17 protein-coding genes are annotated in these 20,557 nt (G+C 69.0%); 4 read left to right on the forward strand and 13 right to left on the reverse strand.

The window, feature by feature from the left end:
- Positions 1–88 precede the first annotated feature (88 nt).
- The gene (locus tag WJ12_RS28460) at positions 89–955 is read left to right on the forward strand and encodes a CPBP family intramembrane glutamic endopeptidase (protein ID WP_059556624.1); all 867 of its coding nucleotides are present in this window, start codon (positions 89–91) and stop codon (positions 953–955) included.
- A gap of 35 nt (positions 956–990) precedes the next feature.
- Here WJ12_RS28460 and WJ12_RS28465 read toward each other — a convergent pair whose 3' ends face one another.
- The 5 genes from WJ12_RS28465 to WJ12_RS28485 form a co-directional block, all read right to left on the reverse strand.
- Complete coding sequence (locus tag WJ12_RS28465) at positions 991–1,971, reverse strand: aldo/keto reductase (RefSeq protein ID WP_059556625.1); 981 nt, start codon at positions 1,969–1,971, stop codon at positions 991–993.
- 145 nt (positions 1,972–2,116) lie between these two features.
- Positions 2,117–2,797 (reverse strand): MarC family protein, encoded by a 681-nt coding sequence (locus WJ12_RS28470; RefSeq protein ID WP_034191227.1) that lies wholly within the window; start codon positions 2,795–2,797, stop codon positions 2,117–2,119.
- 127 nt (positions 2,798–2,924) lie between these two features.
- Positions 2,925–3,725, reverse strand: coding sequence for an enoyl-CoA hydratase-related protein (locus WJ12_RS28475; protein ID WP_059556626.1), 801 nt, complete (start codon positions 3,723–3,725; stop codon positions 2,925–2,927).
- Between the two features lie 38 nt (positions 3,726–3,763).
- On the reverse strand, positions 3,764–5,086 hold the full coding sequence (paaK, locus tag WJ12_RS28480) for a phenylacetate--CoA ligase PaaK (RefSeq protein WP_059556627.1): 1,323 nt from the start codon (positions 5,084–5,086) through the stop codon (positions 3,764–3,766).
- A 55-nt stretch (positions 5,087–5,141) separates the two neighbouring features.
- A complete protein-coding gene (locus WJ12_RS28485; RefSeq protein WP_059556628.1) occupies positions 5,142–6,698 on the reverse strand; it encodes a 3-hydroxyacyl-CoA dehydrogenase in 1,557 nt (518 codons plus the stop codon).
- 549 nt (positions 6,699–7,247) lie between these two features.
- On the opposite strand from WJ12_RS28485, the gene WJ12_RS28490 reads away from it, so the two are divergent.
- A complete protein-coding gene (locus WJ12_RS28490) occupies positions 7,248–8,336 on the forward strand; it encodes a calcium:cation antiporter (protein WP_034187870.1) in 1,089 nt (362 codons plus the stop codon).
- Between the two features lie 90 nt (positions 8,337–8,426).
- Here WJ12_RS28490 and WJ12_RS28495 read toward each other — a convergent pair whose 3' ends face one another.
- The 8 genes from WJ12_RS28495 to WJ12_RS28535 form a co-directional block, all read right to left on the reverse strand.
- On the reverse strand, positions 8,427–9,560 hold the full coding sequence (locus tag WJ12_RS28495) for a transporter substrate-binding and LysM peptidoglycan-binding domain-containing protein (RefSeq protein WP_034187871.1): 1,134 nt from the start codon (positions 9,558–9,560) through the stop codon (positions 8,427–8,429).
- 20 nt (positions 9,561–9,580) lie between these two features.
- Complete coding sequence (locus WJ12_RS28500) at positions 9,581–10,351, reverse strand: hypothetical protein (RefSeq protein WP_034187872.1); 771 nt, start codon at positions 10,349–10,351, stop codon at positions 9,581–9,583.
- Between the two features lie 637 nt (positions 10,352–10,988).
- The gene (locus WJ12_RS28510; RefSeq protein WP_034187874.1) at positions 10,989–11,843 is read right to left on the reverse strand and encodes an amidohydrolase family protein; all 855 of its coding nucleotides are present in this window, start codon (positions 11,841–11,843) and stop codon (positions 10,989–10,991) included.
- On the reverse strand, positions 11,840–12,862 hold the full coding sequence (locus WJ12_RS28515; RefSeq protein WP_059556629.1) for an NAD(P)-dependent oxidoreductase: 1,023 nt from the start codon (positions 12,860–12,862) through the stop codon (positions 11,840–11,842). The genes WJ12_RS28510 and WJ12_RS28515 overlap by 4 nt, the downstream gene beginning before the upstream one ends.
- Entirely contained in the window at positions 12,859–13,941 is a 1,083-nt protein-coding gene (locus tag WJ12_RS28520; RefSeq protein ID WP_059556630.1) for a LacI family DNA-binding transcriptional regulator, read from the reverse strand. The genes WJ12_RS28515 and WJ12_RS28520 overlap by 4 nt, the downstream gene beginning before the upstream one ends.
- A gap of 8 nt (positions 13,942–13,949) precedes the next feature.
- Entirely contained in the window at positions 13,950–15,836 is a 1,887-nt protein-coding gene (locus WJ12_RS28525) for a TRAP transporter large permease (RefSeq protein WP_082744620.1), read from the reverse strand.
- A gap of 3 nt (positions 15,837–15,839) precedes the next feature.
- Complete coding sequence (locus WJ12_RS28530; protein ID WP_034187878.1) at positions 15,840–16,871, reverse strand: TRAP transporter substrate-binding protein; 1,032 nt, start codon at positions 16,869–16,871, stop codon at positions 15,840–15,842.
- 276 nt (positions 16,872–17,147) lie between these two features.
- Positions 17,148–18,056, reverse strand: coding sequence for a LysR family transcriptional regulator (locus WJ12_RS28535; protein ID WP_034187879.1), 909 nt, complete (start codon positions 18,054–18,056; stop codon positions 17,148–17,150).
- Between the two features lie 113 nt (positions 18,057–18,169).
- On the opposite strand from WJ12_RS28535, the gene WJ12_RS28540 reads away from it, so the two are divergent.
- Together WJ12_RS28540 and WJ12_RS28545 are read left to right on the forward strand one after the other, a co-directional pair.
- Entirely contained in the window at positions 18,170–19,108 is a 939-nt protein-coding gene (locus tag WJ12_RS28540) for a 2-hydroxyacid dehydrogenase (RefSeq protein WP_059556631.1), read from the forward strand.
- 76 nt (positions 19,109–19,184) lie between these two features.
- Positions 19,185–20,549, forward strand: coding sequence for an MFS transporter (locus WJ12_RS28545; protein ID WP_059556632.1), 1,365 nt, complete (start codon positions 19,185–19,187; stop codon positions 20,547–20,549).
- Positions 20,550–20,557 lie beyond the last annotated feature (8 nt).

Raw genomic sequence — 20,557 nt, forward strand, 5'->3', positions numbered from 1 at the left:
GGCTCCACCCGTTCGTCGCGCGCCGGCGGCAGTCGCGACGGCTGCTGTATGATGCGCGGCGTCTCGTCCGACCCAAGCCTGTCCCGTCATGTCCCTTTCGCTCCTTCCGTGTGCCACGATCTGGCTCGCCCTGTTCGCGGCCGCCGCATTCGCCTGGCATCGTCCGCTGCACGGCCTGAGCATCATCCTGGCGACGTTCGGCTATGCCGTCGCGCTGGCGTTCGGCAAGCTCGGGGCGCTCGCGCTGGCGCCGCTCGCGCTGCTGGCCGCGGCCGCGTGGGGCGTGCTGCCCGCACGCCCACGCGCGGTGCGGATCGCCGCGCACGCCGTGTTTGCCGCGCTGGCGATCGCGCTGAGCCTGCACCTGATCCCCGGGTTCCACAATCCGCTCGTGATCGGCCCGACGCGCTTCACGCCGGACGCCGTGCCGTTCACGATGTACCTGAATCTCGACAAGCCGCTGGTCGGCCTGTGGCTGCTGTGGGCACTGCCGTGGGTCGCGCCCGACGTCGCCCTGCCGCGCGCGCTGCGCACCGGCGCGATGGCGGCCGTCGCGACGGCCGCCGCGTGCCTGGCCGGCGCGCTCGCGTTCGGCATGGTCGGCTGGGCGCCCAAGTGGCCGGCGTCGGGCTGGCTGTGGCTCGTGAACAACCTGTTGCTCGTGACGCTGGCCGAGGAAGCGCTGTTCCGCGGCTACGTGCAAGGCGGGCTGACGCGCGCGCTCCGCGCGTTCTCGTGGGGCCCGTGGGCCGCGCTCGCGACCGGCGCCGTGCTGTTCGGCGCCGCGCACGCGGCCGGCGGCTGGCAATGGATCGTGCTCGGCACGCTGGCCGGCGCCGGCTACGGCCTCGCGTGGCGGCGCGGCGGCCTGCTCGCAGCCGCCATCGCGCATGCGGGGCTGAACGTCGTCCACTTCGGCCTGTTCACCTACCCGATGCTCGCCGCCGCGCGCTGAACGCGGTGCGCGGCGGCGCCAGCGGGGCCGCTCGGTCAGTTGAACCCGGCGACCGCGTGCGGCACGTACGGGCGCTCGAGCGTGGCGATTTCGTCGTCGGTCAGCTTCAACTCGAGCGCGCCGAGTGCGTCGTCCAGTTGCTGCGGCTTCGAGATGCCGACGATCGGCGCGGTCACGCCGCGCTTCTGGGCCACCCACGCCAGCGCGACCTGCGCCCGCGGCACGTTGCGCGCGGCGGCGATCGCCGCAACGGCGTCGACGATCGCCTTGTCCGCCTCGATCGTCGCGTCGTACAGCCGCTGGCCGACGTCGTCCTTCCGCTGCCGTTCCGACGATTCGTCCCAGCTGCGCGTCAGCCGGCCGCGTGCGAGCGGGCTCCACGGAATCACCGCGATGCCTTCGTCCTCGCACAGCGGCAGCATTTCGCGCTCCTCTTCCCGATACAGCAGGTTCAGGTGGTTCTGCATGCTGACGAAGCGGGTCCAGCCGTTCTGTTTCGACATGTGCAGCGCCTTCGCGAACTGCCACGCGAACATCGACGATGCGCCGATATAGCGTGCCTTGCCGGCCTTCACGACGTCGTGCAGCGCCTCGAGCGTCTCCTCGATCGGCGTGCCGTAGTCCCAGCGGTGGATCTGGTAAAGATCGACGTAGTCGGTGCCGAGCCGCTTCAGGCTCTGGTCGATGTCCGTCATGATCGCCTTGCGCGACAGGCCGGCGCCGTTCGGCCCCGGGCGCATCCGGTAGAACACCTTGGTCGCGATCACGACGTCGTCGCGCTTCGTGAAATCGCGCAGCGCACGGCCGACGATCTCCTCCGACGTGCCGTCCGAGTACATGTTCGCGGTGTCGAAGAAGTTGATGCCGGCTTCGACCGCCCGCTGGATGATCGGCCGGCTTTCCGCTTCCGGCAGCGTCCATGGGTGCGTGCCGCGCAGCGGCTCGCCGAACGTCATGCAACCCAGCACCAGCTTCGACACGTCCAGCCCGGTCGACCCGAATTTCACGTATTCCATTGCACGCCTCGCCACTCAAGTTGGGATTGCGGCGACATGCGCGTCGCGCATCCGCCGGACGTCGCATGGTATCCCGCACCGCGCGAACGCGTACGGCACGCGCACGCGTGCAGGCTGCGTGAAAGGATGAACCGGGACGATCCGGTTACTTGGCCTGGTCGGCGATCGGCTGCAGGAACGCGGAGAAGCCGGTCAGCATGATCTGTACGCCGATGCACAGCAGCAGGAACGCCGACACGCGCTTCGCGACCTTGGTCCCTTCGCTGCCGAGGTAGCGCGCGAGCAGCGCGGAGCGGCTATAGACCTGCCAGATCACGACCGCGACGAGCACGGAGACGGCGATCGACACGATGCTCGACAGCATGAACTCCGACAGCTTGTGCGTGCGGTTCGCGTTCAGCGCGATCGCGGTGGCGATCGAGCCGGGGCCGACCGTCAGCGGCACGGTCAGCGGGAAGAACGCGCGCGTCATGATCGCGTTCGCGTCGATCGGCTTGACCGGCGTGTCGCCGCCGCCCGGGCCGCCAGGCCCGTCGGGCTCGTTCAGCATCTGCCAGCCGGCCACCGCAACCGCGAAGCCGCCGCCGATCCGCAGCGCTTCCATCGAGATGCCGAAGAAATGCAGCACCGGCGTGCCGGCGAAGAACGCGACCAGCAGCACGACGAACGAGTTGAACGCGACCTTTCTCGCGAGCAGGTCGCGCTCGTGCTCGGTGAGCGCCTCGGTCCGTTCGAGAAACAGGAACGCGATGCCGATCGGATTGATGATGCCGATCAGGCCGGTGAAGCCGAACAGGATCTCGGAGATAAGGCGGTTGACGATCATCGTGCGAAGCATCGGTCGGGGCTGGGCCGGCAGCGCGCCGGGGGTCACGCATTGTAGAGCAAGCGCCCGCGCCCGAGACGCAATTCGCGGACCGGCCCGTTTCGCCGCCGATCGGGGTCGCGCCGCCTTACTCGGCGCCCGCCTCCCAGGCCGGCGGCCGCTTCGCGAAGAACGCGGCGAAGCCCTCCTTCGCTTCCGGCGTCGCCCGCACGCGGGAAATCGTCTGCGCGGTGAATGCCGCACGCTCGTCCGACGGCGGATACTCGCCGATCGCGTCGAAGAAGCGCTTGATCTCCATCAGCGCGTGCGGGCCGTTGCGGCCCAGTTCGGCGAGCGTGCGGTCGAGCGTTTCGTCGAGCGCATCGAGCGGCACGGCCTGGTGGATCAGGCCGATCGCGACGGCTTCGGCGGCGGCGAGCTGCGTCGCGGTCAACGCGAGCCGGCGCGCCTGGCGCTGGCCGACCGCCTCGACCAGATACGGGCCGATCACGGCCGGCAGGATCCCGAAGCGCGCCTCGCTGACCGAAAAGCGCGCGTGGTCGCTCGCAATCACGATATCGCAGGCCGCGCACAGGCCGACACCGCCGCCGAACGCGTGGCCCTGCACGCGTGCGACCGTCGGTTTCGGGCACTGCCGGATCGCGCGCATCATCGCGGCGAAACGCTCGGCATCGCGCAGGTTCGCGGCCGCGTCGTTCGCGCTCGCCCGCTGCATCCACTGCAGGTCGGCGCCCGCGCAAAATGCGCGGCCGTCCGAACGCAGCACGATCGCGCGTACGTCGTCGCGCCGGCCGAGCGCCGTGAACGCATCGGTCAGCTCGGCGATCATCGTCTCGTCGAACGCGTTGAGCACGTCGCCGCGCTGCAGCGCGACGGTCGCGATGCCGCGCGCATCGACCGTGACGGCCAGGGTCTTCAATCCATCCATCGAACAGGTTTCCTCGGGGTGAACGGCAAATATCGGCATCAGGCGGCCTGGCGACGATCGATCACGCGACGCGCCTTGCCGGTCGCGGTGGCGGGAATGCCGCCGGCCGCCAGCACCGTCACGCCGGACGACACGCCGACCATCGTCTTGATCCGGTGCTGCAGCTCGCGCGCAAGCGCCGCGCGATCGCCGTCGGTGACGGACGCCGCCACCTCGGAGCGCAGCTCGACCGCGAGGTCGAGCCGGTCCATGTGACCGTCGCGCGACAGCGTGATCTGGAACTGGCCCGACAGCTGCGGCAGCGCGACGACGATCTCCTCGATCTGGCTCGGGAACACGTTCACGCCGCGCACGATCAGCATGTCGTCGGAGCGGCCCGTGATCTTCGCGAGACGGCGCATCGCGCGCGCGGTCGGCGGCAGCAGCGCGGTGAGGTCGCGCGTGCGGTAGCGGATCACCGGCATCGCCTCCTTCGTCAGCGACGTGAAGACGAGCTCGCCCTGGCTGCCGTCGGGCAGCACTTCGCCCGTGACGGGATCGATGATCTCCGGATAGAAATGGTCTTCCCAGATCACCGGGCCATCCTTCGTCTCGACGCATTCGCACGCGACACCCGGGCCCATCACTTCCGACAGCCCGTAGATATCGAGCGCGTCGATGCCCACGCGCGTTTCGACCTCCTCGCGCAGCGCCTGCGTCCACGGCTCGGCGCCGAAGATGCCGATCTTCAGCGACGATTCGGCCGGGTCCATCCCCTGCCGCACCATCTCGTCGATCAGGTTCAGCATGTACGACGGCGTGACGAGGATGATCCTCGGCTCGAAATCGCGGATCAGCTGCACCTGCTTCTCGGTCTGTCCGCCCGACATCGGCACGACCATGCAGCCGAGCCGCTCGGCACCGTAGTGAATCCCGAGACCGCCCGTGAACAGGCCATAGCCGAACGCGTTGTGCAGCGTGTCGCCCGGGCGGCCGCCGGCCGCGCGGATCGAGCGCGCGGTCACGTTCGCCCAGGTGTCGATGTCGCGCGCGGTGTAGCCGACCACCGTCGGCTTGCCGGTCGTGCCGCTCGATGCATGGACGCGCACGACCTGCTCGCGCGGCACCGCGAAGAGCCCGAACGGATAGTTGTCGCGCAGGTCGTTCTTGGTCGAGAACGGGAATTTCGCGAGATCGGCGAGCGACTTCAGGTCGTCCGGATGCACGCCGGCCGCGTCGAACGTGCGGCGATAGTGCGGGACGTTGTCGTACGCGTGGCGCAGCGACCACTTGAGGCGCTCGAGCTGCAGCGCCTGCAGTTCGTCGCGGCTGGCGGTCTCGATCGGTTCGAGGGCGGCGGCGGGATGCGTCGGGTGAGTCATCGGGGTGCTCCTCCAGTGGAGTGATGTCGTTATCGTGTTCGAAATGGCAAGACGATCACGACCGGAACGTCCGGCCGGCCGCGTGCAGCGCGGCGATGCGCGGCGACACGCGATAACGGTCCTCGCCGTAGCTCGCCGCCAGGTTCGACAGCACGCGAAACACGCGGCCGATGCCGATCGCATCGGCCCACGCGAGCGGGCCGCACGGGTAGTTCACGCCCTTTTCCATCGCGAGATCGAGATCGGCGGGCGAGCACACGCCCTGGTTCACCGTGTCGGCCGCCTCGTTCGCGAGCATCGCGACGGTACGCATCGCGACCATCCCCGGCACGTCGGCGACGCCGACGACGCGAAAGCCCGCCTGCTGGAACAGGCCTACCGCATCCGCATAGGCCGCGTCGCCGCACTGGAGCGCGCGCGTCAGCGCGACGAGCCCGGCCTGCGCGTAATCGCGCGCGAGGTCGACGAGCACGAGATCGGCCACGCCCGTCTGCGCGGCGCGCGCGGTGGCGGTGCGGCCGTCGGTCAGCGCGATCGACGCGCGGCCGGTCGTCGCGAGCAGGTCGTCCTGCTGCATGCCCGCCTGCCGGGCACCCGGGATGCGTTCGGCGAAGCGCGCATGCAACACGGCGGCCGGGCCGTCCTGCGCGAACAGCACGACGTCGGCCGGCGCGGCGCGCGGCGGTTCGAGATCGGGCGCGGGCGCCGGCGCGCCATCCGCATACGAATAGAAGCCGCGCCCCGACTTGCGCCCGAGGAAGCCCGCGTTCACGAGTTCCTGCTGGATCAGCGACGGCGTGTAGCGCGGATCGTTGAAGTACGCGCGGAACACCGATTCGGTGACCGCGAAGTTCACGTCGTGGCCGATCAGGTCCATCAGCTCGAACGGCCCCATCCGGAAACCGCCGGCCTCGCGCATCACCGCGTCGATCGAGGCCGGTGCGCCGCCCTGCTCGTTCAGCACGCGCAGCGCCTCCGCGTAATACGGCCGCGCGACGCGGTTCACGATGAAACCGGGCGTCGATTTCGCCATCACGGGCCGCTTGCCCCACGCGGCGGCAGTCGCGTAGAGCACTTGCGCCACATCGGCAGCGGTCGCCAGCCCGCTGACCACTTCGACGAGCGCCATCAGCGGCGCCGGATTGAAGAAATGCAGGCCGGCGACGCGACGCGGCACGCGCAGCCCGGCCGCGATCGACGTGATCGAAATGGACGACGTGTTGGTCGCCAGCATGCAGGCGTCGTCGACATGGCGTTCGAGCGTCGCGAAGATCTCGCGCTTCACGTCGAGCCGCTCGGCCGCCGCCTCGACCACCAGCGCGGCGCCCGCGAAGTCGGCCAGCGCGCGCACCGGACGGATCCGGTTGCCTGCCGCATCGGCGTCCGCCGGTTCGAGCCGGCCTTTCTCCGCGAGTCGCGCGAACTGTGCGCGGATGCCGGCGAGCGCCTTGTCGCAGGCCGCTTCGCTCAGGTCGTACAGCAGCACCGTGTGGCCGGCCGCGGCCGCGACCTGCGCGATGCCCGCCCCCATCGCGCCGGCGCCGATCACGCCGACGACGGCCGACGGCGCCAGCGCGCCCGAGTTCACCGATTGTGCAGAGGAAACAGCCATCGCTTGCGATCCGTCATGAAGTGGAGGTGCGAGCGATTATAAACCGACCGGTCGGTAGATTTATGTCAGGGCGTGCCCGAATGTGTCGTGCAAGAGACCGTTACGGAGACTGCAAAGATAAAAAATCGAAAGATCGGGGCACTTTTTGTGAACCGAAAGGTCAACGTAAGGGTTCGAATATGAGATAGTGACCCCGGAACGCCTGATAAAATTCGACAAACCGCCGGATTTCAGGGGGAAACCGCGTGTCACGCCGCCACCGCCGTCCATCGCCGGCCACCCTTGCGGGGTCGGAGCCGGGCCTACGGCCCGCGCGTCGTCCCGTGGACTCGCCTCGCCGTCCGCGGCCGGCCGCCTTGAACCGTTTCATCCAGCGACGGGCTTCGGCCCGCCCGCGCCCCTCGCCGCCTCACCGCGGCGAACCCAGGGCAGCGCATTGCGCACTGCCCCCCTTCGGTTTCATCGTCCTCGTTCGGCGGATAGTACGGCCGGGCTTCGTCAACCCGTGACGGCGCGTCGCGCGCCGCCACTCGCACCAGGAAACCCTCCATGCCGCTCTCGTCCAACCAGCTCCCGCGCTGGACCCTCTTGGCCCCGCTTGCCGCCTGGCTGGTACTCGCGCTGTCGCGCGTCGTGCCGGCCGAAGGCCTCGTCATCGCGGTGCTCGCCGCCGCGCTCGCCGGCGCCGTGTTCGCCGCCGTCCATCATGCTGAAGTCGTCGCGCATCGCGTCGGCGAGCCGTTCGGCACGCTCGTGCTCGCGGTCGCCGTGACCGTCATCGAGGTCGCGCTGATCGTGTCGGTGATGCTCGGCGCGGGCCCCGAGAAATCGGGCCTCGCACGCGATACCGTGTTCGCCGCCGTGATGATCATCTGCAACGGCATCGTCGGCATCTGCCTGCTGGTCGGCGCATGGAAGCACGGCGAGCAGGACTTCCAGGGGCGCGGCGCGAGCAAGGCGCTCGCGGTACTCGCGTCGCTGTCGGTGCTGTCGCTCGTGATGCCGAACTACCTGAACGCCGCGCCGGGCCCGTTCTTCTCGAAATCGCAGCTCGCGTTCGCCGGCGTCGCGTCGCTCGTGCTGTACGGCGCGTTCGTGTTCGTGCAGACCGTACGCCACCGCGACTACTTCCTCGCCGCGCACGACAGCGCGAACGAGGCGGTGCACGCGGCAGCGCCGAGCAACCGCACCGCGGTGACCAGCATGATCCTGCTGTTCGCGAGCCTCGTCGCGGTCGTGCTGCTCGCGAAGCTGCTGTCGCCGGCCGTCGAGCATGCGGTCATGAAGCTCGGTGCGCCCGAGGCCGCGGTCGGCATCGTGATCGCCGCGCTCGTGCTGCTGCCGGAAGGGCTCGCGGCCGTCACCGCCGCGCGCGCGAACCGCCTGCAAACCAGCATGAACCTCGCGCTCGGTTCGGCGCTCGCGAGCATCGGGCTCACGATCCCGACCGTCGCGGCCGTGTTCATCTGGGTCGGCCAGCCGCTCACGCTCGGCATCGGGCCGATGGAAACCGTGCTGCTCGCGCTCACCTTGCTGGTCAGCACGCTCACGCTCAGCCAGGGGCGCACGACGGTGCTGCACGGCGTCGTTCACCTCGCGCTGTTCGCCGCGTACCTGTTCCTGTCGATCACTCACTGACGCCCGAAAACGCGCGGCCCGGCGGATCACCTCCGCCGGGCCGCGCTCGTTTACGTCCCTTCACCCGCCCGCGTTCACGTCACGCCATCGTTACCGGACCGGAATCACGAGGTGCTGGCCCGCCAGGATCAGGTTCGGATTGGCAAGGTTGTTGCGGCGCTGGATCTCGCGATAGCGCTGGCCGCTGCCGAGCTTGCTCGCCGCGATCATGTTCAGCGTGTCGCCCGCCTTCACCACGTACGTATGTTCGCCCGATGCGGCCGCGGTCGTCACCGTCTGGTCGCTGACGAAGTATTTGCGCAACAGGTCGAGATACTGCGGCGACTGCTTGAGCTTCGCGATCGCGGCGTTCAGGTAGATCAGCAGATCCTGGTCGTCGGCGCGCACGCCGATCTTGTACGCGATGCTCGAGCCGTCGAGCTTGGTCACCGCGAATTTCAGGTCGGTATTCCTGATCGAGCTGACCGCGAACGGATAGTCGTAGATGAACGCGTCGACCGTGCGGCCGTCGATGCTCTTCGCGATGAACGCCGGATCGGAATCGTCGACCTCGACGAAGTGCACGTTCGGATACTGGCGCGTGACGAACGCGCGCACGTCGGGGTCGCCCTTCAGGATGCCGACCGTCTTGCCGACGAGATCGTCGGTCGAGCGGATCGCCGAGCCTTGCCGCACGATCAGCGAATAGCCGAAATCGTCGACGTACGGCACTGAATAAACGACGCCGGCCGGCGAGTTGTCCGGGAACGTCAGCCCGTCCATCGCGACGTCGACCACATGGTTCCCCTTCGCGTCGGTATCGAGCAGCTGTTTCGGCACGCCCGGGTACGTGTCGACCTCGTGGCGCGTATCGACGACGACCGGCTTGCCGCCGCGCGAGAACGACGGATCCGCGAACAGCAGCCGCGCGAATTCGACGTTGAAGCCGTGCGGTGCTCCCTTGTCCTCGCCGAAGAACGGCTCGCTCGGGTTCTGCACCGAGATTCGCACGATGCCGTTCTCGGCAATCGATTTCAGCGTGCTGGCCTGCGGCGTGAAGCCGGCCGGCAGCACGTTCGCCGACGGCGGTGTCTGCGCGGACTGCCCGGTGTCGACATTTTGGGCGGATGTCGAGGAAGATGCCGCGTCATGCGCGGGAATCAGCGTCGACAGGCCGCCCTGATGCACGATCCATACGCCGACGAGCACGACCAGAAACGCGATTGCGCCAAGAAGTTTTTTCATGGTTGAGGGCCTGCGGGAAGTTATTGTTGTTTGGACGGCAACTGCGCGGGGTTCGCCGCATCGAGTCCGGGCGCGCGGCCGCCGTTCAGCACCGCCTGCTGCTGCGCCTGCTTGACCTCGGGGTTATCCATCAGCGACGTCTCCATCTCGGAGAACGCCTTGTTGACCGAGCGCATCACCGAATCGACGGCCACGTCGGTCTTGATCTGCTCGAACGTATCGGACGCCTGCCGGCCCGCGAGCTTGTTCATCTTCTGCGCCGCCTGCGACATGTCCCACATCGCCTTCGCGCGGTCGATCGCCGCCGCGAAATTCTTCAGTTCGACCTGCACCTGCTTGTAGCGGCCCTCGCGAAACGCGAGCAGCTGCTTCATCGTGTCGAGCTGCGCGCGAAAGCGTGGCGCGTCGTCCGGGTACTGCTTCTCGAACAGTTCCGTCTTGCCCTCGAAGTTCTTCACCTCGGTACGAAACGCGGTGATGCTGTCCGCGAACTTCTGCGCGTCCTGGCGCTTTTCCGCGAGCTGGTTGATCAGCGTCTCGATCGGATTCGACTGCGCCTCCTCGACGATCATCTTCACCTTCTGGTTCGCGAGCTTCATCGCGACGACCGGCGCCAGATAAATCGCGCCGAGACCGATCACGCCCGCCGTGACCAGCGCGATCACCCCCTTCAGGATGAACAGCGCGGCCGGTGCCGCGATCGCGACGCCGGCGACGATGATCGCCCACTTGATCAGCTTGACCTTGCCACTCCCCGAACTGCCGTTTGCTTCATTCGAAAGCTGCGACATGAGTTTTTCTCCTGGAACCTCGAACCGAACTGCGTACGTGTGCTTTTTCAAGCTCAATCGAAATGCTTCGGACTCCGGTGCCGCCCGGCAGACAGGCAAGCCGGCGGCGCAATGCAAGGATGGGCGCGTGCGGACGTCACGAGACGCCGGTGTAGGCGCCGTTCGGAATGCGGTGATCGGGGGCGGCGTGCGACGGTGCGATGCGGCAGGCCGAACCGGCGCCGTTCATCGTCGCGGCCCGTGCGCGGACGGGAAAGTGTACCGACGTGCGGTACGAAACGGGATGACGGATACGTGACGCGGCGGGCGTCGGGTGAAGCGTCGTCGCGGCGCGCGAACGGATGCGGCGCCGGTATTCCGGTACGAGGGCGTAAAGGCTCATCGTTGTTCTTTTGCGTGTCGCGGGTGCAGGAACCGCGCGGCCGGCGCGTCCCGCTCCAAATGCACGAACGTATCCTGCGCCGACCGGCATTCAGCGTCAAGCGGTCGGCATGGCCCGTGGCTTTCCCGATCGAAAGCGTGCACCGCACGTCAACTTTCAACACCGTAAGCATGTTGCCGGCACGGCAAGCGCCCGTGCCCGGTCAGGATTGCTTGGCATCGTCCCGCAGCCTGCGGCCGGCCGGTCGACCGGCAGCTACGTCGCGGCGTCGGGCGAGGTGCGCGCATCGAACCCGTAGAGCGCCGCCGGATTGTCGACGAGAATCGTACGGGCCGCCGCGTCGTTCGCGGCACAGGCGTACAGCCAGCCCAGCAGGTTTGCATCGTCGGGCACTGGCGACGCATTCGGGTGCGGCCAATTGCTGCCCCACACGCAACGCGCCGCGTGCTCGCGCGCGAGCACCGCGGCGAGGCGCGCGACGTCGCCGTAACCGGGCGCACCGGACTGCGACGTTTCGTAAGGCGCGGACAGCTTCACCCACACGTGGCCGCGATCGAGCAGGCGCCGCAACGCGACGAACGCCGGCGCCTCCGTTTCAACCGGCGTCAGGAACTTGCCCGTGTGATCGATCACGACACGCGCCGGCAACGACGCCAGCATCGACCCGACGTCCGGCAGCGTCCGGCCGTCGAGCTGCACGTCGACGTGCCAGCCGAGCGGCGCGATCCGCGCGGCCAGGCGTTCCAGTTCGTCCCAGCGCGCGACGCCGCCTGCGAGCGTCATGAAGCGCACGCCGCGGATACCGGCCGCATGCAGCCGCTCGAGCGCGGCGTCCGGCACGTCGACCGGCACCGTCGCGACGCCGCGCGCCTGCGGGCCGAACGCGGCCAATGCGTCAAGCGTGCAGCGGTTGTCGAAGCCATAGCCGGTCGGCTGCACGACGACCACACGCGTGAGACCGAGCGCCTGTTGCATGCGCCGATACGCGTCCACCGGCGCATGCGGGGGACGGAAGGTCGCCGTCGGCGCGAGCGGATACGCATCGTCGTAGATATGGATATGGCAATCGCACAGGTTCGGCGGCCGACTGCCCGTCGTGTCGTGCGTCATCGCATGCCCCGTGCGGCAGACGCGACGGCCGAACGCCAGCGCTCCAGCCGCGTCGCCTGCGCCGCGTTGACGGCGCCGGTCGGCACGCGCCCGTCGAGCAGCGCGGCGAGCTGGTCGACCGTCTCCAGCGCCTGATGCTCGATCGCCGGCAGCGTCAGCCCGCCGATGTGCGGGGTCGCGATGACGCGCGGATGCGCGGCCAGCGCGGGCGTCGGCATCTGGTCCGCCGCGCGGCCGACGTCGAGCGCGCAGCCTGCCAGCCGGCCGCCGTCGAGCGCGTCGGCCAGCGCCTGCTCGTCGACGAGTTCGCCGCGGGACGCATTGATGAAGCACGCGCCCGGCTTCATCGCGGCGAATGCCGCCGCATCGAGCAGGTTCGCGGTGGCCGGCGTGGCCGGGGCAAGGCAGACGACGTAATCCGCGTCGCGCAGCAACGTGGCGGAGTCGACCTGTTCGAGCGGCCGCGCATCGACCTGCACGTACGGATCGCTGACGAGCACGCGCATGCCGAGCGCCGTCGCGATCGGTGCGAGATGGCGCGCGATCTGCCCGTAGCCGATCAGGCCGAGCGTGCTGCCGCGCAATTCGCGCCCCATCCGGGGCGCGGGCGGCGCGCCACGATGGTACGCGTCCGCGTAGCCACCGATCCCGCGCGCGAGGTCGATCATCGCGCCGACCACCCATTCGGCGACGGCCGGCCCGAAGCCGGGGCTCGCCTGCGTGACCAGCACGCCGAACGCGCTCGCCGCGGCGACGTCGACCGTGCGGATGTCGACCGCGCAACGCAGGAACGCGGCGAGTGCCGGCAGCCCCGCGAACAGCGCGCGCGGTGCCGGGGTCTGCCGGTACGCGACGATCGCGTCGCATCCCTGCGCGGCGGCAATCAGCTCGTCCGTGTCGAGTTCGCGATCGTGCGGGTTGCAGGCGACATCCGCGATCGCGCGCAGCGCGTCGAGCGCCCTGGCGCCGAAGTAGTGGTCGATCATCCCGACCGGATGCGTGACGTAGACGCGCGTCATGCGCGGCCTCCGCTCGTGCCGGCCGCATGCGTCGGCGGCGCCACCGACGCGCGCTCGACGAGCGTCACGTCCGCGAACACGCATTGCCCGGCGGCCGACGGCGCGTCGCCCTCCTGCCGCATCACGCGCCGCACCATCTCGCCGGCCATTTCGGTAACGGGCAATTGCACCGTGGTCAGCGCCGGCCACGAGATCGCCGACAGGAAATGACCGTCCATCCCGACGACGGATACATCGTCCGGCACCCGCAACCCGCCGTCGCGCAGCCCCGCCATCAGGCCGAGCGCGAACAGGTCGTTGACCGCGACGATGCCGGTCGGCCGTGCGGGATCGGCCGCGAGCTCGACGCCGAGCGCACGCCCGACATCGACGATCACCGAATCGCCGTATTCGTTGGCGGGGCCGCCGTCGAGCACGCGCGCCTGGGTGGCGCCGCCCGCCTCGCCTGCCACGGCGAGAAAGCCGCGGATCTTGTCGCTGCGGCTCACGGTGATGCCGGCCACCGTCGCGAACGCGAGCCGCGTATGGCCCGCCTCGACGAGGCGGCGCGTCGCGAGCCGCGCGGCCGCCTCGTTGTCGGCCGTCACATGGTCGACCTTCGATGGCTCGCCGGGCGTCGCGCGGCGGTCGTAGCTGACGACCGTCATCCCGCGTTCGGCCGCGCGCTCGAGGTGACTTTCGTCGGCGAGCGACGAGATCACGATCACGCGCCGCACGCCATGCGCGTAGAGATCGTCGAAGAACGACGCCTCCTTGCGCGCGTCGCGATACGTGTTGCCGATCAGCACGCGATGACCGTACTGTTCCTGCGCGCAGGCCTCGACCTCGCGCGCGATGTAGCCGTACATCGGGTTCGCCATCGACGGCACCAGCAGTCCGACGAGCGGCGTCTGCCCCGTCTTGAGCTGGCGCGCGAGCGTGCTCGGCCGGTACCGCAGCGCGTCCATCGCGGCCTTCACGCGTTCGAGCGTTTCCGGCTTCATCTGATCGGTACGGCCGTTGAGCACGTTCGAAACCGTGCTGACCGAAACGGCCGCATGACGGGCCACGTCCTGAATCGTACTCATGTCGTCTTGCATGGAACGGGCTACAGGCCGAAACGGGCCGGCAGCCACAACGAAAACGCCGGTGCGAAGATCAGCGCCACCAGGGCGACGAACAGCACCAGCAGGTATTTCACCATCGGCCGGGCCACGCGCCCGACCTCGGTGCCCGTGATCGCGCACGTCGTGAACAACCCGAGGCCGACCGGCGGCGCGAACAGCCCGAACCCCATCGCCACCACCACGACCGTACCGAAATGCAGCGGGTTGATGCCGAGCTGCAGCGCGATCGGCGCGAGCAGCGGCCCGAAGATGATCAGCGCGGGCGCGCCTTCGAGCACGGCGCCGAACACGATCATCAGCAGCGCCGACAACAGCAGGAACATCGTCGCGCCGTACTGATGGGCGAACGCCGTCATTGTGCCCGAGACGAGCGCCGGAATCTGCTCGATCGACAGCGCGAACGACACGCTCGACGCCGCCGCGACGATGAACAGGATGCCGCTCGCCATCGATGCGGCGCGCACGAACACGCGGCCGACCGAACGCCACGTCAGTTCGCGGAACGCGAGCCAGCCCACGACCAGCGCGTAGACCACCGCAAACGCGGACACCTCGGTCGACGTCGCGACACCCGACGTCACGCCCTTGCCGATCATCGCGACCATGACCAGCGCGACGAGCGCGCCGCCCGCGAGCGGCAGCCACGCGCGACGCTCGACGAACACCTCGGCCACGTCGATCTTGCGCCCGGTGATCACCGTCACGACCGCGAGCGACGCGGCCAGCACGGCCGCCGGCACGATCCCGGCGACGAACAGCCCGGCGATCGAGATGTTCGCGACGAAGCCCATGATGATCATGTTCACGCAGGGCGGAATCGTCTCGGCCATCACCGCGCTGCACGCGAGCAGCGCGGCGGTTTCGTTCGGGTCCTGCCGTGCGCGGCGCACGGCGGGCATCACGACGCCGCCCACCGCCGCGATATCGGCCAGCTTCGAGCCCGACACGCCGGAAAAACACGCGGTCGCGAAGATCACGATCAGGCCGAGCCCGCCCCGCACGCGTCCGAACATCCGCAGCAGCAACTCGACGAGCCGCGCGGACATGCCGTTGGACTCCATCAGCAGCCCCGCCAGCACGAAGAACGGCACCGCCAGCAGCACGAAGTGATCGGCACCGGCCATCACCTGTTGCGAGTAGACGAGCAGCGGCAGCGTCGGATCCGCGAGGAAATACAGCAGCGCGGAAAACGCCAGTACGAACCCGATCGGCACGCCGAGCACCAGCCCGCCGACGAAGCCCGCGACGAGCAGCGTGCCCGGCGCGACCGCATGCGCGGGCCACAGTGCGTTCCAGCCGTACACGGCGACCGCGAGCGCCGCACAGCACGCGAACGTGCCGATCACCCGGCGGCGCGGCGCGTTCAGCGCATTGGCGAGTGCGAATACCGTCATGAACAGCGCGCCGAACATCATCGGATACCCGTTGATCCAGCCCGGCAAGCCGCCCGTCGTCATCTGGTCGTACGAATCCGCGAGCAACTGGCACGACGACACCAGCAGGTTCAGCGCGACGGCCGCCACGATCCAGTGACCGACCTGGATCAGCGCGCCCTGCCAGCGTGCCGGCAGCCGGCCGCGAAACACGTCGATGCCGACATGCTGGCTGCGCCCCAGCACCGTCGCCGCGCCGAAGAACACCAGCACGATCATCAGCGCACTGGCCACTTCCTCGGCCCAGTCGACCGGGTCGTGCAGGAAATAGCGGAACACGACCGACACGAACACGACGAGCACGTCGACGGCGAGCACCGCCGCCGACAGGATTTCAATCCAGCGCAGCGCCGCATCGAGCACGCGGGCGGCGCGATGCGCCGGTTGGCCTGCAGCGGGCGCCGATGCGGCGCCCGAGACGGAATGCATGTCCATCGCTCAACCCCGCGCGGCGGCGATCGCCGGAAACAGCGGCGCGGTGGCCGGATACTGCTTCGCGAACGCGACATACAGGCGGTCGCGCATCGTCTGCCGCAGCACCGCGCGCTCGGCATCGGCCAGCGGGTAAAACGACATGCCGCGCTGCTTCAGCGCCTGCTCCGCCTGCGCGGCCTTCTGCGCGGCAATCGCACGCTGCTGCACGGTCGCGTCGGCCACCGCGCGCTCGAACGCCGGCCGCAGATGAGCCGGAATCCGGTCGAGCGCACGCCGCCCCATCACGACGGTCATCGCCGCGAACACGTGGTGCGATTGCCAGCACGACTTCACGGTCTCGTCGAAGCGGCTCGCGAGCACCGTGGCGGGATCGTGTTCCAGGCCGTCGACGACGCCCGTCTGCACGGCCATGTACAGCTCGCCGAACGGAATCGGCGTCGGCACCGCGCCCATCGCCTTGAAGGTGTCCATGAACGCGGGCGTCGGCAGCACGCGCAGCTTCGTCCCCTTCAGTCCCGCCAGCGCCGTCACCGGCTGCTTCGTGAACACGCAGCGGCCGCCGAAATGCGAGCCCCAGGTCAGCACCGAACATCCGGCGCGCTTTTGCAGCAGCGTGTTCAGGCTCGTGCCGACCGGCCCGTCGAGCGCCTTCGCGACATGCGCATAGCTGTCGAACAGGTAGCCGAGATCGAGCATCCCGAGCTCCGGCGCGATCGTGGCCCAGATCGACGAGCCCGCGATCATCATGTCGATCGCGCCGATCTTGACCTGCTGCACGACGTCGTTTTCCTTGCCGAGCTGGCTGTTCGGAAAGTAGTCGACCCGGATCGCATCGCCCACGCTCGCCTTCAGGTTCGCGGCGAGACGCTCGTACCACACGTAGTGCGCGGCGTTCCGGTCGGCCGGCATCGACGACGAGCAGCGCAGCGCGACGACCGGCTGCTGCGCGCGCACGCTTTCCGGCAAGCCGCCCGCGGCCGCGAGCGTGGCCGCCGACACCGTCTGCAGGAAGCGCCGCCGGGTGTAGGTATTCATGAGCCGTCTCCTTTGCAGTGCGCCTCGCGACGTCACTGTATCGATTTAGTGTATCGATACAGTAATACGATGACCGATAAGGAAAAATGAGGGTTTCCCCTGCCTGAAATGAAAACCAAGGGGGCGTGCAGCGCGTTTTTTCGCGAAAACCGGACAAAAATTGGCCGCTTCCAGCACATTTTCGGCTGCAGCCGAAACAATTCGAACGGCGGATCGAATCGTCAGACGACAGACTTTTCGGCGCACGCCGGCGCACGCTCGTGCGAGCAAACGCCGCTAGACGCCCACGTCGTCCGTGCTCTCGGTCAGAAACCGCTCGACCATCGCGTTGAACACCGGCAGCGCCGGATTATCGTTGTCCGCCCGCCACGCGAGATACAGCTCGGCCGCGACATTGACGCCCGCCAGCGGCCGGAACACCACGCCGTCGACATGAAGCTCGCGCGCCGATGCCGGCACCAGCGCCGCGCCGAGCCCCGCGCGCACGAGGCCGAGGATCGTATGCGTCTGCCCGACGTAATGCAGGTAGTTCGGCAGCCGCCCGGCGCCCGCGAACATCCCCGAGATCATGTCGTGGAAGTACTTCCCCTCGTTCGGCGAGTACGCGATGAACGGCTGCCGGTCGAGCTCGTCGGGGCCGATCTGCTCGTAGCCGGCGAGCGGCGCGCCTTGCGCGACCGCGACGAGCATCGGCTCGCGCTGCACGAGCCGGTATTCCAGCGGCTGGCGCGCCGCGCGCTGGCGCACGAAACCCGCGTCGAGCATCCGCGACGCGAGCGCGTCGATCTGCACGGTCGACACCATTTCGCGCAATTCGACGTCGACGTCCGGCAGCGCATGCGCGGCGTGCGCGAGCAGCACCGGAATCATCCGGTACGCACTGACGGCCGTAAAGCCGAGCGTGATGCGGCCGGCCCCGCCGTGCGCGACGCGCTGCGCGGCCTGCTCGGCCCGTGCCGAGAATTCGAGGATGTGCCGCGCATCGCGCAGGAAGCGCTCGCCGGCCGCGGTCAGGCTGACCTGCCGGCTGCTGCGTTCGAGCAGCGCGATGCCGAGCGCGTGCTCGAGCAGCTGGATCTGCCGGCTGAGCGGCGGCTGGGTCATGAAGAGCCGCTTGGCCGCGCGGCCGAAATGCAGTTCCTCGGCCACCGCGACGAAGCAGCGAAGCTGGTGTAGTTCAATCATCCAAATCTTGAATCAATCGATAGTCTTTTGATGTTAGACCGATATCGATGCGATTCCTATACTCGGTTCCACCTGATGCACGGCCCGCGCCGAACACGACGACCGAGACCTTCATGACCATCGACATCCTGCTGACCCAGCCGCTCCCCGACACCATCGACGCCGAACTGTCCGCCCGTTACGCGGTGCACCGACCGTATGCGGCCGCGCAACCCGACGCGCTGCTCGATCGCGTGGCCTCGCGCATTCGGGGTGTCGTGACCGGCGGCGCGAACGGCCTGTCCGCCGCGCTGATGGACCGGCTGAGCGCGCTCGAGATCGTCGCGATCAACGGCATCGGCACCGATGCGGTCGATCTCGATCGCGCCCGCGCACGCGGCATCCACGTGACGACGACACCCGACGTGCTGACCGACGACGTGGCCGACATGGCGCTGGGGCTGATCCTGATGACGCTGCGCGATCTCGGCGCCGGCGAGCGGATCGTGCGCGCCGGCCGCTGGGGCAAGACGGCCCGGCCGCTCGCGACGCAGGTCACCGGCAAGCGGCTCGGCATCGTCGGGCTCGGCCGCGTGGGCCGCGCGATCGCGCAGCGCGCGCAGGCGTTCCGGATGCCCGTGAGCTACTTCGGCCCGCGCGAGCACCGCGACAGCAGCTATCGCTACGTGCCCGATCTCGCCGCCCTCGCGCGCGACAGCGACGTGCTCGTGATCGCGGCATCGGCCGATCACGGCAACGTGCTCGTGACGGCCGACGTGCTCGCCGCGCTCGGCCCGCAAGGATTCCTGATCAATGTCGCGCGCGGCAAGCTGGTCGACGAGGCCGCGCTCGTACGCGCGCTGGCCGACGGCACGATCGCCGGCGCCGGCCTCGACGTGTTCGCGAACGAGCCGCACGTCCCGGCCGCGCTGCTCGAACTCGACCGCGTCGTCGTGCAGCCGCACCGCGCGAGCGCCACGCACGAAACGCGCGAAGAGATGGGCCGGATCGTGCTCGCCAACCTCGCCGCGTGTTTCGCGGGCCAGCGCCCGCCGACCAGCGTCACCGGCTGACCGCGGCGCGGCCGTACGGCCGGCATCCTCGATACGACAACCGATGCCTCCGCCCGACGGAGGCCAGGAGACACGCATGCCCAATCGATCCAGCGGCGCCGCCCTCGCCGCCTCCCCCGCCGCGTCGCGCACGATCGGCCGCGTCCGCTACACGGTCCTCGCGCTGATTTTCGCGGTCACCGTCATCAACTACGCGGATCGCGCGACGATGTCGATCGCCGGCACCGGCGTCGCGCACGACCTCGGGCTGACGCCCGTGCAGCTCGGCATCGTCTTTTCCGCGTTCGCCTGGGCCTATGCGATCGGCCAGGTCCCGGGCGGCTGGCTGCTCGACCGCTTCGGCGCGCGGCGCGTGTACGGCCTGAGCCTGCTGCTGTGGTCGGTCTTCACGATGCTGCAGGGCACGGTCGGCTGGCTCGCCGTGCAGGGTGTGGGCGCGACGCTCGCGCTGTTCGTCATGCGCTTCATGCTCGGCCTCGTCGAATCGCCGGCCTTCCCCGCCAATTCGCGGATCGTCGCCTGCTGGTTCCCGACCGCCGAACGCGGCACCGCGTCGGCGCTGTTCAATTCCGCGCAGTACATGGCCGTCGTGCTGTTCACGCCCGCGATGGCCTGGCTCACGCACGCGCTCGGCTGGGAGCACGTGTTCCTGTGGATGGGGTTGCTCGGCATCGCGCTCGCGGTGCTGTGGTTCGCGTGGTATCGCGAACCTCACGGCCACCCGCGCGTGACCGATGCGGAGCGTGACTACCTGCGCGCACACGGCGCGCTCGTCGATCTCGAGGCGAATCGCGTCCGCCACCGGCCGCGCGTGTCGTGGCACGACGCATCGCAACTGTTCCGCCACCGGAACCTGTGGGCGATCTATATCGGCCAGTACTGCATCACGGCACTCACGTACTTCTTCATCACGTGGTTTCCGATCTACCTGATCAAGGGGCGCGGGATGACGATCATGGAAGCCGGCTGGGTCGCCGCGCTGCCGGCGATCTGCGGGTTCACGGGCGGCGTGCTCGGCGGCGTGCTGTCGGACTGGCTGATCCGGCGTGGACTGCATCCGTCGAAGGCACGCAAGACGCCGTTCGTCGCGGGGATGGCGATGGCGACGCTGCTCGTGCTCGCGAACGGCGCGTCGTCGAACGCGATCGTGATCGCGCTGATGACGATCGCGTTCTTCGGCAAGGGGCTGGCGGCGGTCGGCTGGGCCGTGCTCGCCGATACGGCGCCGGAAGGCATGGTCGGGCTGAGCGGCGGCGTGTTCAACGGCCTCGGCAACATCGCCGGGATCGTCACGCCGCTCGCGATCGGCTACTTCGTCGCCAGCACGGGTTCGTTTGCCGGCGCGCTGTGGTTCGTCGCCGCGCACGGGCTGATCGGCATCGCCGCATACACGTGGCTCGCGGGCCGCTTCGAGCGGATCCGCATCACGCCGGCCGCGTGAACGCCGCC

Origin of the sequence: Burkholderia seminalis (genome assembly GCF_001718535.1) — a bacterium.
In the GTDB taxonomy this organism is placed as follows: domain Bacteria; phylum Pseudomonadota; class Gammaproteobacteria; order Burkholderiales; family Burkholderiaceae; genus Burkholderia; species Burkholderia seminalis.

Coding starts and splice junctions, on each gene's coding strand:
- WJ12_RS28460 (WP_059556624.1), top strand. CDS start 89: ATGTCCCTTTCGCTCCTTCCGTGTGCCACGATCTGGCTCGCCCTGTTC.
- WJ12_RS28465 (WP_059556625.1), bottom strand. CDS start 1,971: ATGGAATACGTGAAATTCGGGTCGACCGGGCTGGACGTGTCGAAGCTG.
- WJ12_RS28470 (WP_034191227.1), bottom strand. CDS start 2,797: ATGATCGTCAACCGCCTTATCTCCGAGATCCTGTTCGGCTTCACCGGC.
- WJ12_RS28475 (WP_059556626.1), bottom strand. CDS start 3,725: ATGGATGGATTGAAGACCCTGGCCGTCACGGTCGATGCGCGCGGCATC.
- paaK (WP_059556627.1), bottom strand. CDS start 5,086: ATGACTCACCCGACGCATCCCGCCGCCGCCCTCGAACCGATCGAGACC.
- WJ12_RS28485 (WP_059556628.1), bottom strand. CDS start 6,698: ATGGCTGTTTCCTCTGCACAATCGGTGAACTCGGGCGCGCTGGCGCCG.
- WJ12_RS28490 (WP_034187870.1), top strand. CDS start 7,248: ATGCCGCTCTCGTCCAACCAGCTCCCGCGCTGGACCCTCTTGGCCCCG.
- WJ12_RS28495 (WP_034187871.1), bottom strand. CDS start 9,560: ATGAAAAAACTTCTTGGCGCAATCGCGTTTCTGGTCGTGCTCGTCGGC.
- WJ12_RS28500 (WP_034187872.1), bottom strand. CDS start 10,351: ATGTCGCAGCTTTCGAATGAAGCAAACGGCAGTTCGGGGAGTGGCAAG.
- WJ12_RS28510 (WP_034187874.1), bottom strand. CDS start 11,843: ATGACGCACGACACGACGGGCAGTCGGCCGCCGAACCTGTGCGATTGC.
- WJ12_RS28515 (WP_059556629.1), bottom strand. CDS start 12,862: ATGACGCGCGTCTACGTCACGCATCCGGTCGGGATGATCGACCACTAC.
- WJ12_RS28520 (WP_059556630.1), bottom strand. CDS start 13,941: ATGCAAGACGACATGAGTACGATTCAGGACGTGGCCCGTCATGCGGCC.
- WJ12_RS28525 (WP_082744620.1), bottom strand. CDS start 15,836: ATGGACATGCATTCCGTCTCGGGCGCCGCATCGGCGCCCGCTGCAGGC.
- WJ12_RS28530 (WP_034187878.1), bottom strand. CDS start 16,871: ATGAATACCTACACCCGGCGGCGCTTCCTGCAGACGGTGTCGGCGGCC.
- WJ12_RS28535 (WP_034187879.1), bottom strand. CDS start 18,056: ATGATTGAACTACACCAGCTTCGCTGCTTCGTCGCGGTGGCCGAGGAA.
- WJ12_RS28540 (WP_059556631.1), top strand. CDS start 18,170: ATGACCATCGACATCCTGCTGACCCAGCCGCTCCCCGACACCATCGAC.
- WJ12_RS28545 (WP_059556632.1), top strand. CDS start 19,185: ATGCCCAATCGATCCAGCGGCGCCGCCCTCGCCGCCTCCCCCGCCGCG.